This window comes from Pseudoalteromonas sp. SWXJ133 (assembly GCF_015864365.1).
Lineage (GTDB): Bacteria > Pseudomonadota > Gammaproteobacteria > Enterobacterales > Alteromonadaceae > Pseudoalteromonas > Pseudoalteromonas arctica.
In genome coordinates, this window is the sequence record NZ_JADYXJ010000004.1 from 99,056 (window position 1) to 115,930 (window position 16,875).

The following is a 16,875-nucleotide window of genomic DNA, read 5'->3' on the forward strand; positions in this document are numbered from 1 at the left end:
ACAAATAATAAAGGCGCCAATTGGCGCCTTTATTAATACAGAACTAAGGCCTAATCACCTTTAACTTCTAAATTAATAAACTTAACTAGCTCTTCAGGTTGCCCTACTAGCATCATAACTTGTTGATTAATTTCCATCATGGTTTTGCCTTCAGGTAGCTTTGCAGATACGCTGAATGAATTTAAACCTTTAGCAAAGCTAGTTAAAGCTTCAGCTATGTCTTCAGTAACAGGCGCTTGTTGCAACTGCTGATCTAACATCATTTGCATTTGCTCTAGCGTCATGCCCTGCTTTTCAAGCTCACTTGATAGTAAGTCTTTTAACTTACCTTGGTTATTTAAGGTAAAGCTAACATTGCGCGGCTCTAACTTACTCATTGCTTGCATAACAAGTGTTTGCTGCTGTAACTCTTGCTCATAAGTAAGTGGCTGGTTACCCGCTTCTTGCTGCGCTTTACTAATCGCTAATGAAGCATCCATTAATGCTTTTGAATTAGCCAAGCCCATATCCATATTAAAACTAACAATGTCTTTTGCATCAAGCTTAACTACTACATCGCTATTGCCAGACTCTTCATCGTAATCAAGTGATGAATGTAAGTCGTAACTTGCCGACGCTAGCATTTCGTTTGTATCTGCAGGTAATTTTGATACAAAGTTTTTATCAAACTGAAAGCTTTTTACATCAAACGATGTATGAGGTGATATTTTATCTGGCTCGTAACCTGTTATTTCAATGCTTTGAATATTAGCAACATTGTCGCCCTCAGGGCTTATTACTTCCATGTTTGTTATTTCTACGCTTTTTGAAATAACACTTGCCGATAAACCAGCATATTTAAATGTAGCGCCAGTTTGCTCGCTTACTAGAGCAAGTTGCTTATCTACTTCTGCACGCACTTCTTGTGTAGCTACATAATTTGCATAGCTCACGCCACCAACGCCCGCAGCTACAATCGCTGCAACTATTACTAACTTTTTCATGTTATTTCCTTATTCTATTCTTTGTGTAAACCGAGTTTTATTAAGAGTAACATTACACATTAACACCCGTAAGTGTTAATTAATCAAACTAAGTAACTCGTGCACTGTTTTTACTGGGATAATTTTAGCGCCAAGCCCTTCCATTGATTTATGATAATTACGAAATGGGATATATATTTCAGTAAAACCATGCTGAGCGGCTTCTTTAACGCGCGGAACACCGCTATCGATTGGGCGTACATCACCGTTTAAACTCAACTCGCCCATAATACAAGTGGTTCGCGGTACAACAAACTCATTTAAGCTGCTAAGTAGCGCGGTAACCAATGCTAAATCGATACAGGTTTCTGTTTCATCAATTCTTAGCCCGCCAACAATATTAAAAAAAGTATCGTGAAATATTTTAGTTTTAGTGTGTTTGCGTAATATACCGGTCAGCATTTTTATACGATTCATGTTTAAACCAACGCACACACGTTGCGGAAACTCAGCCTCGGTTTCGGTAGTTAAACATTGAATCTCAAGTAGTAAGTTACGGTTGCCTTTACGTATACAGGTAATTGTAGAGCCTGGCGAATCAGTTGTAGACCCCGATAAGAATATTTCGCTCGGATTATCAACGCTTAACATCCCGCGTTCGCACATTTTAAAAATGCCAACTGTATCAATATCGCCAAAGCGGTTTTTATTTGCCCTAAGGGTACGTATTTGCCCATCGTTGGTGTCTATATGTAGCAGTGCATCTACAATGTGTACCAACGTTTGCGGGCCCGCTATTTCATTATTTTTATTTACGTGAGCAATAATGAACATGGTTACATCGTTTTGCTTACAGTATTGAGTTAATGCTTGGGCGGCACTTTTTACTTGCGAAGGCGAGCCTGGGCTACCATTTGCCGTTTCGGTTACAACTGCTTGAATAGAGTCGATTACAGCAAACTTAATCTTATTTTTTTCGAGCTCTTCAATGATGGTTTCAACGCTCGTTTCTGAGAGTAAATAAAGCTCGTCAGGGTTATAGTTTAATTTTAAACGGTTAACCCTGTTTTTAAACTGCGATAAAGACTCCTCTGCCGTACAGTAAAGTGACGGCATACGTTGCGACATTCTCGCTACTAAATCAGATAATAGAGTGGTTTTACCTGCACCTGGGTCACCCGAAATTATATTAACAGAACCGGTAGTTACACCACCGCTTAGCACGCGATCGAGCTCGCCTATTTCAGTTAGCTGTTTTTCGGCCTCTGATGTAGCAATATCATTGATTTTTTTAGAACCACCACCAGCGCCGCCAGCATAACCGCCTACATTCGCTCGAACTGATGTTTTTTTACTTTGCCCTGCTGAAGGTTTAAATTCTGCTAATGTGTTCCACGCACCGCAGCGGCATTGACCCTGCCAACGTGGGTAGTTCATGCCACATTCGGTACACACAAACTCTATTTTTGCCGCTTTAGTCATTTATAACCTTATCTACGATTCTTTAATTTTAAAAACATTTACTGTTAATAACTTATTTTGCCACTTCAAGCATTTATTTAGCAACAAACTCTTGCCTGCATAAAAATCTAACGCCACAATCATTAAATACAAATGATGTTTCTTTTTAGCGATAATTTAGGGCATACTTTTTGCTTTGAAATAGTTTAAAGTAACTTGCCAACAAAATGGCATATACCACATAATAATAAACTTTAAATGATCCTTACTGAAATAACCTTAATCATATTAACAAGATATAACAGTTTAGTATTTAATGGGATTTCTAATAAAGAGACATAACAGTATACCTACTTTTCAATTAGACGGTGATAGTTTTATAAATGACTGATGACATAATGCTCAAACATGAAGACCTCGTGAACGAGTTAAAAACATATTTAGGCAATACTAAATTTGACTTAATTTTCAAATCAAAAACAGGGAAATTAACTAAACCTGAGCAATTTCTGATGAAAATGGAGATGTCACGTTTATCTCAGCCAGTGGAACGCTCTATTGACTTACGTGGCGCGGTTAATGGGACTGTAAAATCCTACGAGCACGATGGTAAGCAACACTTCATGGATGATGCAGCTATTGAAGCATTTGAAAAGGCACTAAAGCAATATGGTGGATACACTTTGGCGGTTTACGAAGCCGTACTAAATACAAAAAACCATAACCGTAATATTCAAAGTAAAGAGCAGCAGCAAGCACTAGACAGCTTATTAAGTATCAATGTAGTAAAATTTGCCTCTTACGAAAGCCGTTGTGAAGAACGGATGAATTACTCAATAAAAGTAACAATTGAGTATAATAATAAAAAAGATATATCCGCTAGTACCTCAGATATTTCTTTAAGCGGCTGTAAAGTAAAGCTCGCTAAAGAACATATTATAAAAAAAGGTCAACTTATAGCAATGCGTCTAGTTGGTCTTGAACAAGATTTTGAATTAGGTTTAAAAAATGGAATTCAGTATGAAATTGTTGCTATTGAGAACAGAACATCTGAATTCAATCATGTTAGATTAAAGCGTACCTATATAGAAAAAAATGATGTATTCGATAACTTTTTAAACAGTTTTATCAATGGCAATAAACGCCGCTATAAAGTAAATCTAGATAACACACTAGATGCTGTGATTTCTAAAGGTTACGAACAGTTTTATATTCCACGTGTAACATCGCTATATGTATTTTTAAGTGAAAAAGATGAACAACTTTATCCTAGCCTTAATTTAACTACTGAAAACAACATTTTTATTCAACGCTACTTTACTGATGAAAGAAAGGTGTCACGTTTGTACAGCGTGCTAAACCACAAGCGTGTGAAAAAAATACTTGTTCAGCCTACGGCTATAAAAGAAGATTACCTTTATACATTTACCCATATTGTACATGGGAAAATTTATTATTATTCAGCGACCCGTAATGAACTTAATAATAATGCTGAATTAAGAAAATTATTTTTAGGCCTAGGAAGCCAAAAAGAAAATTGGCAGTGCTTTAAAATTCAAATTATGCCAAGTCACCCTGCTGATTCATATATTCCTTTATCACTGCCAGATAGCGTAAACGCAAACATTGCAAAACTAAATAGCCCTCCGATCCCACGCGTTGAAGGTCTTATAAAAAACGTTAAATATTTAGTTATTTTAACAAGTATTGGTAATACCGTAGAAAAACAAAATTATCAAAGAACCGATTACGATAAGTCACTTGTTAACCAACTAAAGTTATTTGGACATACAAAACACAAAGCTCCTCCACATTTAGATACAGTCGCCCTTGAGTATATAAATTTACGCTCACAAAAACGCTACCTTCACCGAACGTCTGTAGAAATGAATATTAATGGAGTGACTATTCTCGGTCATACTCGAGATTTTTCAGTAATGGGCTTGCATTTAGAGTGCGAAAAAGCTACCACATTTAACAAAGGTGATATTGCGTTACTCTCATTCCCAGAGCTACAAAAGATAACAAAAAACTACAATCTAAAAGAGTTAAAATACGAAGTTATGGCCGTTGGGGAAACGCTCGTCACATTAAATTTAAAAGCAAATAAGGAAGCAAACTCCGAGCATATTGGAATTGATTTTTTCACCCAACTAATTGAAAAAAACAAAGATAAGTTAAAAGCGTCTGAGGAAGAACCTAAGGTTGAAGGGATCTCTACGGCTTTAAGGAATATGGTTACTAAAAGTATTTGCCAATTTCCTTTATATCTAAATAGAGAAGCTGCTCATTTTAAGGTTGGCGCTGTAGGTTTTGGCTTATACGCAAGCCCACTCCATACAATTTTGCAGAATTTTGGTTTACTAAACAATAAAACAGACTTATCAAGTATATTAAGTAAAGAAGATATTCTTAACGTTATTACCCCAAATATAAAAGATCGTAGTCGAAAAGATATACCTTTACCATTCACCCTTATTCTTAACTTCAACCCTCGCATAGGCAACATTGAAGATGCAATTACAAGCCAATGTATATTCGGTGAAGATTACCAAAAAGGCTTTATACAGATAAAAAATGGTATAAAGTCTGAACTTATTTTCGTTATGCGTTTGTTTATGTCGCGCACAGGTCGCCCCGATACTGACTATCTTTCAAATGAGCTAAAATACGTAAGCCAATATGCAATGCATAAAGCAAAAGATTTAGAAGAGGCATTATGGGCAGTTGCGGGCGTGGGTGACATAGTAGATATAACAGAAGAAGCTTTAAGCCATTTAGAACTTGAAAAAGAGCAAGTTGAACAAATGGGCCGCCGTAAACTAATCTGGTTAAACCGCTTGCGCTAAGCGGTTTAACTCTATTTGTATTATGGTGTTGGCTCTTTTACTAACGGAATAGCCAGCATGTACAATAATTGCAATAGTGACCCCTCACAAATAGCGGCTTGCGCTTGCTCAACTACTTTTGGCTTACCATGTACAGCAACTCCAAGACCAGCTTGAGCCATCATTACTAAATCGTTTGCGCCATCACCTATAGCTACTGTTTGTGTTTTTTCAAGTCCTAGCTTTTGCTGAAGTGACTCTAAAAAAACCGCTTTTTGCTGCGCATCTACAATTGTACCCAGTACCTTACCTGTTAACTTATCGTCTTGAAATTCTAGTACATTAGCGTGTACTTCATCTAAATTAATAAGCTCTTGTACGCGCTCTGCAAAAGGCATAAAACCACCAGAAGCTATTGCTAAATACCAATTGTGTTGCTTTAAAATTTGGCACAGTACCTTAATACCAGGCATGAGTGGTAATGTACTTTTCAATTCTTCAATTAAGCTTTTTTCAATACCTTCAAGCTTAGCCACACGCTGATTTAAACTCTCACTAAAATCAAGTGTACCTGCCATTGCAAGCGCAGTTACTGAAGCTACTTCATCGTATACATTCGCAAGGCGTGCTATTTCGTCTATGCACTCAATAGTAATAGCTGTTGAATCCATATCCATGACCAACAAACCAGGCTCATATAAATTAGGCGGCGTAGCAACTTGCACTAATTGACAATCTAAAGTGTTTGAGAACTCTTGTAGCACTAACGGATTTATAGCTTGATCGGAATTTTGCGCGTAAAAACACAATGCTGGAGCTAATCCTAAATCTGGTTGATATTGGCATATAGCACTAACTGTTTGGTTATGCGTAGCTAAAAAATCAGTAATGCTCGCGATATGCTTTTCTTCAAAATCCCCCGCAAACGCGATACTAAATAACCCAAATTTTTTCTCAGGAACATGATCGAGAGGTGTAAATATACCACCACTATAGCTAAACCATTTATTTAGAGTTAAGTGTTGTAATGGTTGCTCAGCAGCTGGCTGTGCCATGTTGATTTGCGACATGGGATCTCCGTGTTTATTTTTATTTTCCTGATAGTTGAAATATCAAACTTGGTATTCTCAACACTAAATTCGCCATCAGGTAGGGTTTAAGGTTATAGTTGGTATAGTTGTAACATCAAATCAAAATGCTGTCAGTAGCATAAACGGTGACTATGAAAAATAACCATCTTAAAAATCCAATATCTCCATCTCAAAGAAAGCGACTTGCTCGCTTAATAATTGCGGCTGGCTGTTTTGTATTACTAAGCTGGGTGGGTGTAAATAGTAGTTTTCAGAGTCACCAGTTACTTTACGATAGCGCCGGTAGCACTGCAAAAAGTCTCACTCAATTTATGGCTTTAAATGCTAAAACACCTTTAATTGAAAAAAACAAACCACGGCTAAATGCAATTTGTAACGATATAAGTAAAGATGAATTTGTCCTTTCAGCTACCATTTACGATCAACAGGGTATTTTATTAGCCAGTAGCGATAATTGGCAGTCGTATCATATTGATGGTCAACTTTCCGACTCAACGCCTGGTATAAGTAAGTTAAAAACACCTTTTATGGAGCCTGTAATAAGCAATGATGACCGTCCTATAGGCTTTGTGTCGGTTACTTATTTAACTCGCGCCGCGATAGCTAAAAGCCACAATCATTTTCACGATTTAGGTCGGCAAGTACTATTAATGCTAGTAATTGCTTGTATTTTTACGTGGCAATTAGGCCGAGGGTTAAAACGCTGGCAAGTAAACCGTTATATGCAAAAAACATCTGAGCAAGAATCGTAAAGCTGTTTTGCAAGCGCCTCTCTTTCGCTATGTGGCTTTAAATCACATAATGCGTTAAACACATCAGGTATATGTAATGGCGTGTTAACTTCACCCTGATAGCCGCTTAACGGCATTGAGGGCGAATCGGTTTCAAGCACTAAGTGCTCTGGCTCAATAGCAGCAATAACAACACGTGTTTTAACTGCACGTTCATAGGTAATAACACCGCCTACGCCAAGCTTAAAGCCTTGTTTAATATAATACTGCGCTTGTTGGATTGATCCCGAAAATGCATGAATCACTCCCCCATTTTTTGGCTTACACCGTTTAAACGATTGCGCAATTAAATCATGGCTTTGTCTATGGTGCACAATAAGCGGTAGGTTAAGCTCGTTAGAAAGCTTTATTTGCTGTTCAAATAAATAAGTTTGTTTAGAAAGGTTTTCAATACTTCGATCAAGCCCGCACTCTCCAATTGCAACCAGCTGATGCTTATTTTCAGTCGCAAAATCAAATAACGCTTCTATGTGCGATTCTTTATGTTGCTCTAAAAAGTAAGGATGTAGCCCTGCGGCTATTTTTATACTTGGGTAGGTTGCTTTAAATTTTATGAGAGTATGCGATTGAGCAAGCGTAATACCCGGCACAACAAACTGATTAACTCCCTTTGCTACACACTCGTTTATGAGTGATTCACGATTCGAATCAAACTCGCTAAAGTCGAGGTGGCAATGAGAGTCAATAAATTGCACGGTTACTTACTCGTCTATTTATTAAGGGTTTAAGCGTGTAATTTGCCAGCTATTATCTGCTTGGCGCTGATATATAAAGCGGTCATGCAAACGATGCGCCCCGCCTTGCCAAAACTCAATTTTAGTAGGTACTACACAATATCCGCCCCAAAAGTCAGGCAATGGAATTTCACCTTTAGCAAACTTGTTTTTCATGTTAGCGAAGGTTTCCATGAGTACTTTACGTGATGACACCGGACGACTTTGCGCTGACGCCCACGCGGCTAATTGGCTTTCTTTAGGACGAGATAAAAAGTACTTTGCCACAGCAGAGGTAGGCAATGGTTTAGCCTCGCCATACACAATAACTTGGCGTTCCATGTGGTGCCACGGAAAATGCAGCGATATTTTATTATTACCTTTAAGCTCTTGCGCTTTACGCGAGCCCGTATTAGTAAAAAACACAAAGCCGTTATCATCCAAATGCTTTAAAAGCACAATGCGCTGTGAAGGTTGACCGGTTTCGTCAACGGTTGCTACAACCATTGCTGTTGGATCGGGTAGTTTGCTTGCCACTGCATGCTCAAGCCATGTTTCAAACTGCTTGAATGGATCATCTTGCAAGTTATCTTCGCTTAACGCGTCTTGCAGGTATTCACGGCGGATATCTTCGAGTTTCATAACAAATCCTTTAAATAAAGCCTTAGAAAAGAGCTTAGAGTAGCGAGCTTAAAACAATAGATGTTGAGTAGTAACAAATATTAAGATTCAGGTGTATGCGATAGCAATAAACATAGAGTCTCAGGTGTATCGTTGGGTTTCGTTTCACTCAGCCCAACCTACAATGTAAAACATTACATCTGCAAGTGTAGGAGTGCTAGCAAGGCGGTAAAACTATTTATGCCAAGGAGCATACGGTTTGTATGTGACTTAGGCTAAATAGTTTTACCAACGCAGCTAAAGCGAACTACACACAGCAGAAGGTTCACCTAAGTAGTTTAGCCTAAGACAAGGCGTCCAATCCGGCTTATCCCTATGAGCATACGGTTTGTATGTGATTAGGGTAAGTCGGATTGGATAACGCAGTATTAGGTTAAAATACGACGGTGATTACATTTGCTCCATAACTTCGATGCCTAGCAAATCTAATCCCGTTTCTAATGTTTTAGAAACCAAATTACACAACACTAATCGGCTATCGCGCACGCTTGGCTCTACGCCTTCTTTAAGTACTGGGCAGGCTTCGTAAAATGTCATGTATAAGCTTGCTAGCTCATATAGGTAACCACATAGTACGTGCGGTGTTGCTTCGCTGATCATTAAATCAAGTACTTCTTCAAGCTGTAGTAGCTTAAGCGCTAGTGCTTTTTCTTGAGGCTCAATAATTGCAACATTTGAATTTAATGTAGCTGCATCAACGCCTGACTTACGGAAAATACTGCGTATACGTGTATAAGCATATTGTAAATAAGGAGCGGTTGCGCCTTCAAAGCTTAGCATGCTGTCCCAGTTAAAAATGTAATCGCTGGTACGGTGCTTAGAAAGGTCGGCGTATTTAACTGCGCCAATACCTACTTTACGTGCAATCTCGCTGCGATCGCTATCACTTAAATCCGATTCACGTTCAGCTAGTTTTGCAGCTGCACGGTTAATTGATTCTTCCAATAAGTCAGCAAGTTTTACTGTGCCGCCAGTACGTGTTTTAAATGGTTTGTTATCGGCGCCCATCATGGTGCCAAACGGGCAAAACTCGTAACTTGTTTCGTCTCGTAATAAACCAGCTTTACGCGCTGTAAGCTCTACTTGATTAAAGTGTAGATTTTGACGTGCATCTACAAAAATTAAGATACGATCAGCACCTAATTTATTTGAACGGTAATCACATGCCGCTAAATCTGTTGTTGCATATAAAAACCCGCCGCCAGATTTTTGTACGATAAACGCAGATGGTTCACCATCTTTGTTGGCAAGCTCATCTAAAAACACAACTTGCGCGCCTTGCGACTCTACTGCAATATTTTTATCTTTAAGTAGGCTAATAATGTCGTTAAGTTCTGCGTTGTATGCGCTTTCAGCCATAATATCGGCTTGAGTAAGCGTTACATTTAAACGTTTGTATACTTCTTCAGAGTGCTTAACTGAGGTTGCTATAAATAGTTTCCAAAGTTTTTCACAGTGCGCGTCGCCGCCTTGTAATTTAACAACGTAATTACGTGCTTTATCTGCAAAGCCTTCTTCGTCGTCAAAGCGTTTTTTAGCATCGCGATAAAAGGTTTCTAAATCAGCAAGCGCTACCGAATCTAAATCTACACCTTCGCTAATTTGATCTTCTAAATGCGCGATTAACATACCAAATTGCGTGCCCCAATCACCCATGTGATTTTGACGTACAACCGTGTCGCCTCTAAATTCAAGCGCACGCACAATTGAGTCACCAATAATAGTTGAACGTAAATGGCCTACGTGCATTTCTTTAGCAAGGTTTGGTGATGAATAGTCAACAACTACTTTTTGCGGGTTAGCATGCTCGTTTACAGCAAGTTTTGCATCACTGTTAGCTGCTTTAACGCTTTGCGCTAAAAATTCAGGCTTTAAATGAATATTAATAAAACCTGGGCCAGCAATTTCAGTCTTTTGAGCAATATCGCTTACATCAAGATTATCTATAATTTTTTGCGCAAGCTCACGTGGGTTGCTTTTCATTTTTTTAGCCGCGCCCATTGCTGCATTAATTTGGTAATCACCAAATTGTGGACGTGTGCTTTGTGTTACTGCTGGGTTTGTATCTTCAGGTAAGCCTGCGCCCGCCATAGCGGCAATGGCTTTTTCGATTAAAATAGTACGAATATTCATATTTTTTACCTTTGTAAGCCCGCCAAAGCAGGCTTTCAGTTAACTGTAGTCAGTCGATTCTAGTTTTCGCGAGTGTGGTTAAATGTCACTTCTGGGTAACGCTCTACTGATAAATTAAGATTTACACGGCTCGGCGCAATGTAAGTTAAGTTATCGCCACCATCGAGTGCTAAATTACTTTCGCACTTACGCTTAAAGTCTTCAAACTTTTTCACATCGCCGCTGCTTACCCAACGCGCTGTATTTACGTTTACACCTTCGTAAATAGCATCTACGTTATATTCGGCTTTTAAGCGCGCTACAACTACATCAAACTGAAGTACACCTACTGCGCCCACAATTAAATCGTTGTTTATAAGCGGTCTAAATACCTGCACAGCACCTTCTTCAGAAAGCTGTACTAAGCCTTTTAATAATTGCTTTTGCTTAAGCGGATCGCGAAGACGAATACGGCGGAATAATTCAGGCGCGAAGTTAGGGATACCACTAAATTTAAGTTTTTCGCCTTGCGTGAATGTATCACCAATTTGAATGGTTCCGTGGTTGTGCAAACCAATAATGTCGCCGGCGTAAGCGTCAGCCGCGCGCTCGCGGTCGCCCGCCATAAAGGTTACCGCATCAGAAATGCTCACTTGCTTGCCAATTCGCACGTGATTCATTTTCATGCCTTGGCTGTACTTACCCGATACAATACGCATAAATGCAATACGGTCACGGTGTTTCGGGTCCATGTTGGCCTGAATTTTAAATACGAAACCGGTAAAGTTCTCTTCAGTTGCAACAATAAGTCTGTCTTCTGTTTCGCGCGGTAATGGCGTTGGAGCCCATCTAGTCAAACCATCTAAAACGTGGTCAACACCAAAGTTACCTAGTGCAGTACCATAATAAACAGGCGAAAGCTCACCAGCTAAAAACAGATCTAAATCAAATTCGTTTGATGCGCCAATAACAAGCTCAAGCTCATCACGTAATTGCGCAGCTAAATCTTCACCAATCGCAATATCTAGCTCAGGGTTATCAAGACCTTTAATTGTACGAACTTCTTGAATTTTATGACCTTGACCTGATTTGTATAAAATAGCTTCGTCATTGTGGATATGGTAAACACCTTTAAAATCCTTACCACAGCCAATTGGCCAAGTAATAGGCGCACAGGCAATTTTTAGTTCTGTTTCAACTTCGTCTAACACTTCCATTGGGTCGCGAATTTCACGGTCACATTTGTTCATAAATGTAACGATTGGCGTTGTACGCAGGCGTGTTACTTCCATTAACTTGCGGGTACGATCTTCTACACCTTTTGCTGCATCAATTACCATTAAACACGAATCTACTGCGGTTAATGTGCGGTAAGTATCTTCAGAGAAATCTTCGTGCCCTGGTGTATCAAGTAAGTTAACTAAAGCGTCTTTATACGGAAACTGCATTACAGAGGTAGTAACTGATATGCCACGCTCTTTTTCCATTTCCATCCAGTCAGACTTTGCATGTTGGTTAGAACCACGGCCTTTTACAGTGCCGGCTCTTTGAATAGCTTGTCCGAATAACAATACTTTTTCGGTAATAGTTGTTTTACCAGCATCCGGATGAGAGATGATAGCAAAGGTACGTCGTTTATTAATTTCACTCAGAAGATTTTGATCTGCCATTAAAAAATTTCTTTTAGTTTGTATACGGATATTATCCACTTTAAGTATGCTGAGCTTTCAAGGCTTAAATAATACCAATTGCATTAAATTAGTGATCTATTATAACGATAAAAAACAGTGCAATAACAAGGCAAAATTATGACACGGAGTTGTTCTCTATGAATAACTTTTAACGTAGTTAGTGAGTTATTTAATACGCTGAATGATCATATTTTAATATAGTTGGTATAAGGTAACCTCGAAAGCTCAACACACCATCAGAAAAGCCCTAAATTGGCCCCTCACATGCGATCCGTTATGTTAATCGTAATTAAAGACTATTTTCGCTGATCTTGGCCTTATAAACAATCAATGGTTAGTTATTAGCTGATCTTTTTTATTAATATGGATTTTGGGAAGCCTAACTGTAAATGAGGTACAAAAAGATTAAGTAATAAGCTAAATAGTAGGAGCAGTACACAATACACCAAATCTCTACACACCATTATAATTATTAAGCCTTGCTCGAAAACATAACCTAGTAGGCCAGATAACAGCCCAGCGTTAATCCACTGGTATTTGTAACTAAGAGTAAATTAGATAATTCAATTTTAAGTGATACCACTTATTTCTAAAAAAATGACTTTAAAAGATGTAAATGTATGTAAACTTTTTAGAACAACTAAATATCTGTTATAAGTCTGTAACTTGTTAAATTAAAATAACTTAATGACATAAAAAAACCTCAACATAGAGTTAAATACCATACAGTTAATGGTTGTAATTTAGCCACCAAGACCGCCGTAAGCTTGTGTAATAAAGTCGTAACGCATATTATTGATAGATTGCATGGAGGATAAGTCGTTTGGTCATGAAAACCAGTAAGTTAAGTATTAGATTATTGTGGTATATAACACCCCTTGTTATTCTACCTTTACTATTTTTAGGTGGCTTTACGCTCACCAATGTAACTAATTCAACACAGAAACAAGCTGATTTAATAATGAGCCGTTTTGTTGAACAGCAACAGCAAAAAATATTCAACTATATCGACTCTTTTCACTCTACAGCAAAACTACTTTCCACCTCGCCAGTACTTAGCGATTTTTTAACAAATGACATTCGCGCCAACGGGAATTACACCCGAAAACTTGGTGCGCTTATGGATGTATTTGCCAGTTATAGTGAAGCCTACCCAGATATAATTAGCATTAATCTAGTTTCAACAAGTGGGAAAAGCGATGCCTACTATTCTAACAACCTAACAACAGCACCTAAAAGCTATCCATTTTTTAATCAAGTATTGCAAAGTAATTTAAGTAAGCAGCAATTTATGATTCAAAAGGAGGATGGCACTACTAGTTTGTATTTTATTCAACGAATTTATAGCGTTGATTACTATTTAAAACGCCCACAGCAACTTGGTTTTATTGTAATACATATAGAGCCTTCAATACTTAACTCCAGTATTTTAGAAGCGCCATATAACAACACGCTTAATTTAATGTTAACCAAAGACGGTAAAATTTTATTTAGTTCTGACTACAATATGCGCGGCCAATACATAAGCGAATATGAACTTAACCAAGTACACGACCTCGCCGATATCGGCATGCTTTCAACTATTGAGCTTTCAAGTATAGATAAAATAGAGCGAATGATTTTTGCCGTACAAATGCCCGGCGGATATTATTACGTTTCGACCATTCCCAAAGGTGTGCTTTATCAATCAGGTAAAGCGATAAGTTTAATAACTGGGTTAATTGTTATTATTTCGGTGATAACCCTACCAATATTAATTTTTGTAGTAGTACGTAATTTATTACTTAACCCAATTGAGTTACTAGGTGCAGCAAGCCACCGTGTGGGGGATGGTGATTTGTCGGTGCACTTGCCTGCACATACTAACGATGAAATGGGGGTTTTGTTTAACGACTTTAATCACATGGTTAATCAAATAAGACACTATCAACAACAGCTTGAAGAGTATAAGCACCATCTTGAAGACAAAGTAGAAAGTCGTACTAGAGCACTTGAAGCCATGAACAGCCAACTAGAACTTGCAATTGGCCAAGCCGAGCAAGCTAATCAGCTCAAGAGTCGCTTTTTAGCAAATATGAGCCACGAAATACGTACGCCGCTCACGGCTATTATGGGCTTTACAGAACAGTTGCTTCACAACGATAAAGTAGCTAACGACAAACAACATCTCAGCACTATTTTACGTAATTCAAAACACTTATTAGAATTAATAAATAACATACTCGATTTATCTAAAATTGAAGCTGAAAAGCTAGCAGTTGATTTATCAGTATTAAACGTAGTACAGCTTGTGCACGACATTGAATCAATTATTCGACCACTGGCACAAGAAAAAAAATTAACCCTTAATATCGACTACCAACTACCGCTACCTCGCAGCATTTATAGTGATGTGACCCGCTTAAAACAAATACTTATAAACATTGCTAACAACGCTGTTAAATTTACCGAAAATGGCAGTGTAACTATTTGTGTGCATTATTTAGAAGCGAGTCAAAGGCTTGAATTTGTAATTAAAGATACCGGCATTGGTATGTCTGAGCATCAAATAGAGCGTGTATTTAAACCGTTTGAACAAGCCGACGCCACTACCACGCGTCGTTTTGGTGGTACAGGTCTAGGGTTGTGTATTTCTAAAAACTTAGCACTGTTACTTGGTGGTGATGTAAATCTTGAAAGTGAAGTGGGTGTTGGTAGCCGCGTTACAATTAGGGTAGCGTGTCAGTTATCTGATGATCAACCCATGCTTGAATTCTTAACGCAAGACAGCCAGTTAATACCAGAGAAAGACCCTCTATTATCGTTTGCGACTAATAGCTTCGACGCCAATATATTAGTTGCCGAGGATAACCCAGATAACCAACTATTAATTAAATTATTACTGCAAACCTGGGGTCTTGAACCCGATATTGCCAGTAATGGCGCACAAGCTGTAGAAATGGCGCTCGTAAACGACTACCAACTTATTATTATGGATATGCAAATGCCTGTAATGGGTGGGTTAGAAGCGACTAAAATGCTTCGTCATGCAGCCTACGATGGCCCTATCATTGCTCTTACTGCCAATGTAATGAACCATGATATAGGGACTTATCTAGAAGCGGGTTGCGACAAAGCACTTGCTAAACCCATTGATAAAGATGCTCTTGAAAATGTACTCGTAAGCTACCTGCACCTTGAAAAAGATAATCAAAATAAATGGGATAGCTTATTAAATAGCGAAAAGTTTCAGCAAATTGCTGATAATTATTTAGCTAACTTACCTACATATTTAAAAGAAGTTAAAGCTCTGCACAATCGTGATGATTGGGAAGCATTAAGAGGCATAGCGCACAATATTAAAGGTAGTTCTGGGTGCTTTAACTTTGATAAAATTTATCAAAGCGCTGCGGCACTTGAAGAGAACTTAAAAAGTAACAATAAAGTGCCAAGAGACGAGCTGGTAAATGATTTAATAGCAGCAATTGAGCAAGCAATTAGCGACAAAGTAAGCTAAAAGTTAACTTGCATAGCGGTGCAATTACTCTGTTTTTAGCAGCTCTGTATTTTAAATGCCAATTACCGACTTTAATTATGAAAAGTTTAAACCTAGCGCCATACCCATTAAAATAGCGTCTTCAAAGCCATTTTTAGCAGGGTTATCACTTGGGTAGTAGTTTTTACGCACTGACATTTCAGCAAAGCCTGCGCGCTCGTACAGAGCAATAGCACGCGTATTTGATTCGCGTACTTCTAAAAAGAGGTTTTCAGCATTTTGCTGCTCACCATATTCAATAAACTGCGCTAACAACTGCCTTGCAATACCCTTACCCTGGTGACTTGGTGTTACACAAATATCCATAAGTGTAAAATCAGGCCCTGCTTTTTCACCAATATAAAAACCAATCATGCTCGCCTCATCAAATGCGGCAACATTAAAATAGCGCCCACCTATACATGAACCCATTGTATTTAAAGTCCACGGATGACTATGACACGCTGTTTCGATGGCCATTAATTGAGGTATTGCAGTTTCATCTACTGATTTAAAGTTTATCAAGGTGTTCACTCATTAAAGCCCATAAAGCACGCTTCTCAGAGGCGTTGAGCTGTGGGGTTGGCAATGTAAGCTTATTGTCGTTTAATTGCATCTCACTGCCCTGTACAACGCTATTTATAATAATAGGCTCTGCACTGAGTTTAATGTCTGCAAGTAGTTGCTCATTTAGCGTTAAAGAACTAGCTATCGTGCTTTGCGATAAAGTATTAGCTTGATCATTTATTTTTGGACAATAATGCTGATTGAGTTCAAGATTTTCTATATCAAAAATAGCTGCGTAACGTGGATGCATAACAACTCAGTAGATTAGACATTTGAACAATATAAGAAGTAATAAAAACGATGTAAAGAAGAAATGGCAGGGGCGGAGAGATTCGAACTCCCAACCATCGGTTTTGGAGACCGCTGTTCTACCAATTGGAACTACGCCCCTGCAATGACGACGAATTATAGAGAAGTTTCGCCAAAGGTAAAGAGAAAAATCACTCTTTTAGTTTAACTGCTTT

12 protein-coding genes and 1 tRNA gene are annotated in these 16,875 nt (G+C 38.3%); 3 read left to right on the plus strand and 10 right to left on the minus strand.

The genetic code is table 11. The annotated features are described in order from the left end of the window. Positions 1-50 precede the first annotated feature (50 nt). Positions 51-983, minus strand: a complete 933-nt coding sequence (locus I6F40_RS04520; RefSeq protein WP_166377331.1) for a hypothetical protein — start codon at positions 981-983, stop codon at positions 51-53. A 75-nt stretch (positions 984-1,058) separates the two neighbouring features. After that, positions 1,059-2,444 (minus strand): DNA repair protein RadA, encoded by a 1,386-nt coding sequence (gene radA / locus I6F40_RS04525; RefSeq protein WP_166377333.1) that lies wholly within the window; start codon positions 2,442-2,444, stop codon positions 1,059-1,061. 362 nt (positions 2,445-2,806) lie between these two features. Here radA and I6F40_RS04530 point away from each other — a divergent pair, with 362 nt between their 5' ends. After that, a complete protein-coding gene (locus tag I6F40_RS04530; RefSeq protein ID WP_166377335.1) occupies positions 2,807-5,272 on the plus strand; it encodes a PilZ domain-containing protein in 2,466 nt (821 codons plus the stop codon). 20 nt (positions 5,273-5,292) lie between these two features. Here I6F40_RS04530 and serB read toward each other — a convergent pair whose 3' ends face one another. Then, on the minus strand, positions 5,293-6,321 hold the full coding sequence (gene serB, locus I6F40_RS04535; RefSeq protein WP_166377337.1) for a phosphoserine phosphatase SerB: 1,029 nt from the start codon (positions 6,319-6,321) through the stop codon (positions 5,293-5,295). Positions 6,322-6,473: 152 nt separating this feature from the next. Between serB and I6F40_RS04540 the strand changes: the two genes are divergently transcribed. After that, positions 6,474-7,094, plus strand: a complete 621-nt coding sequence (locus I6F40_RS04540) for an AhpA/YtjB family protein (protein WP_166377339.1) — start codon at positions 6,474-6,476, stop codon at positions 7,092-7,094. Here the strand turns inward: I6F40_RS04540 and I6F40_RS04545 are convergent. The 4 genes from I6F40_RS04545 to prfC form a co-directional block, all read right to left on the minus strand. Then, entirely contained in the window at positions 7,061-7,828 is a 768-nt protein-coding gene (locus I6F40_RS04545; RefSeq protein WP_166377341.1) for a TatD family hydrolase, read from the minus strand. The two genes, I6F40_RS04540 and I6F40_RS04545, sit on opposite strands and share 34 nt — an antisense overlap. Positions 7,829-7,849: 21 nt before the next feature. Continuing rightward, positions 7,850-8,488, minus strand: a complete 639-nt coding sequence (gene pdxH, locus I6F40_RS04550; RefSeq protein WP_033028926.1) for a pyridoxamine 5'-phosphate oxidase — start codon at positions 8,486-8,488, stop codon at positions 7,850-7,852. A gap of 429 nt (positions 8,489-8,917) precedes the next feature. Beyond that, complete coding sequence (gene argS / locus I6F40_RS04555; protein ID WP_166377343.1) at positions 8,918-10,660, minus strand: arginine--tRNA ligase; 1,743 nt, start codon at positions 10,658-10,660, stop codon at positions 8,918-8,920. A 59-nt stretch (positions 10,661-10,719) separates the two neighbouring features. Further along, a complete protein-coding gene (gene prfC, locus I6F40_RS04560) occupies positions 10,720-12,309 on the minus strand; it encodes a peptide chain release factor 3 (protein WP_166377345.1) in 1,590 nt (529 codons plus the stop codon). A gap of 850 nt (positions 12,310-13,159) precedes the next feature. On the opposite strand from prfC, the gene I6F40_RS04565 reads away from it, so the two are divergent. Beyond that, positions 13,160-15,826, plus strand: coding sequence for an ATP-binding protein (locus I6F40_RS04565; protein WP_197192544.1), 2,667 nt, complete (start codon positions 13,160-13,162; stop codon positions 15,824-15,826). A gap of 75 nt (positions 15,827-15,901) precedes the next feature. Here the strand turns inward: I6F40_RS04565 and rimI are convergent, their stop codons facing one another. The 3 genes from rimI to I6F40_RS04580 all read right to left on the minus strand — a co-directional run bounded on the left by rimI (position 15,902) and on the right by I6F40_RS04580 (position 16,802). Further along, complete coding sequence (gene rimI, locus I6F40_RS04570) at positions 15,902-16,369, minus strand: ribosomal protein S18-alanine N-acetyltransferase (protein ID WP_007581622.1); 468 nt, start codon at positions 16,367-16,369, stop codon at positions 15,902-15,904. Further along, complete coding sequence (locus I6F40_RS04575) at positions 16,356-16,661, minus strand: hypothetical protein (protein WP_166377349.1); 306 nt, start codon at positions 16,659-16,661, stop codon at positions 16,356-16,358. Before I6F40_RS04575 ends, rimI begins: the two co-directional genes overlap by 14 nt. A gap of 64 nt (positions 16,662-16,725) precedes the next feature. After that, positions 16,726-16,802, minus strand: a tRNA-Trp gene (locus I6F40_RS04580). Positions 16,803-16,875: the final 73 nt, after the last annotated feature.

Excerpts from the sequence above, each read along its gene's own strand:
- I6F40_RS04520 (WP_166377331.1), bottom strand. The coding sequence starts at position 983 with ATGAAAAAGTTAGTAATAGTTGCAGCGATTGTAGCTGCGGGCGTTGGT.
- radA (WP_166377333.1), bottom strand. The coding sequence starts at position 2,444 with ATGACTAAAGCGGCAAAAATAGAGTTTGTGTGTACCGAATGTGGCATG.
- I6F40_RS04530 (WP_166377335.1), top strand. The coding sequence starts at position 2,807 with ATGACTGATGACATAATGCTCAAACATGAAGACCTCGTGAACGAGTTA.
- serB (WP_166377337.1), bottom strand. The coding sequence starts at position 6,321 with ATGTCGCAAATCAACATGGCACAGCCAGCTGCTGAGCAACCATTACAA.
- I6F40_RS04540 (WP_166377339.1), top strand. The coding sequence starts at position 6,474 with ATGAAAAATAACCATCTTAAAAATCCAATATCTCCATCTCAAAGAAAG.
- pdxH (WP_033028926.1), bottom strand. The coding sequence starts at position 8,488 with ATGAAACTCGAAGATATCCGCCGTGAATACCTGCAAGACGCGTTAAGC.
- argS (WP_166377343.1), bottom strand. The coding sequence starts at position 10,660 with ATGAATATTCGTACTATTTTAATCGAAAAAGCCATTGCCGCTATGGCG.
- prfC (WP_166377345.1), bottom strand. The coding sequence starts at position 12,309 with ATGGCAGATCAAAATCTTCTGAGTGAAATTAATAAACGACGTACCTTT.
- I6F40_RS04565 (WP_197192544.1), top strand. The coding sequence starts at position 13,160 with ATGAAAACCAGTAAGTTAAGTATTAGATTATTGTGGTATATAACACCC.
- I6F40_RS04575 (WP_166377349.1), bottom strand. The coding sequence starts at position 16,661 with ATGCATCCACGTTACGCAGCTATTTTTGATATAGAAAATCTTGAACTC.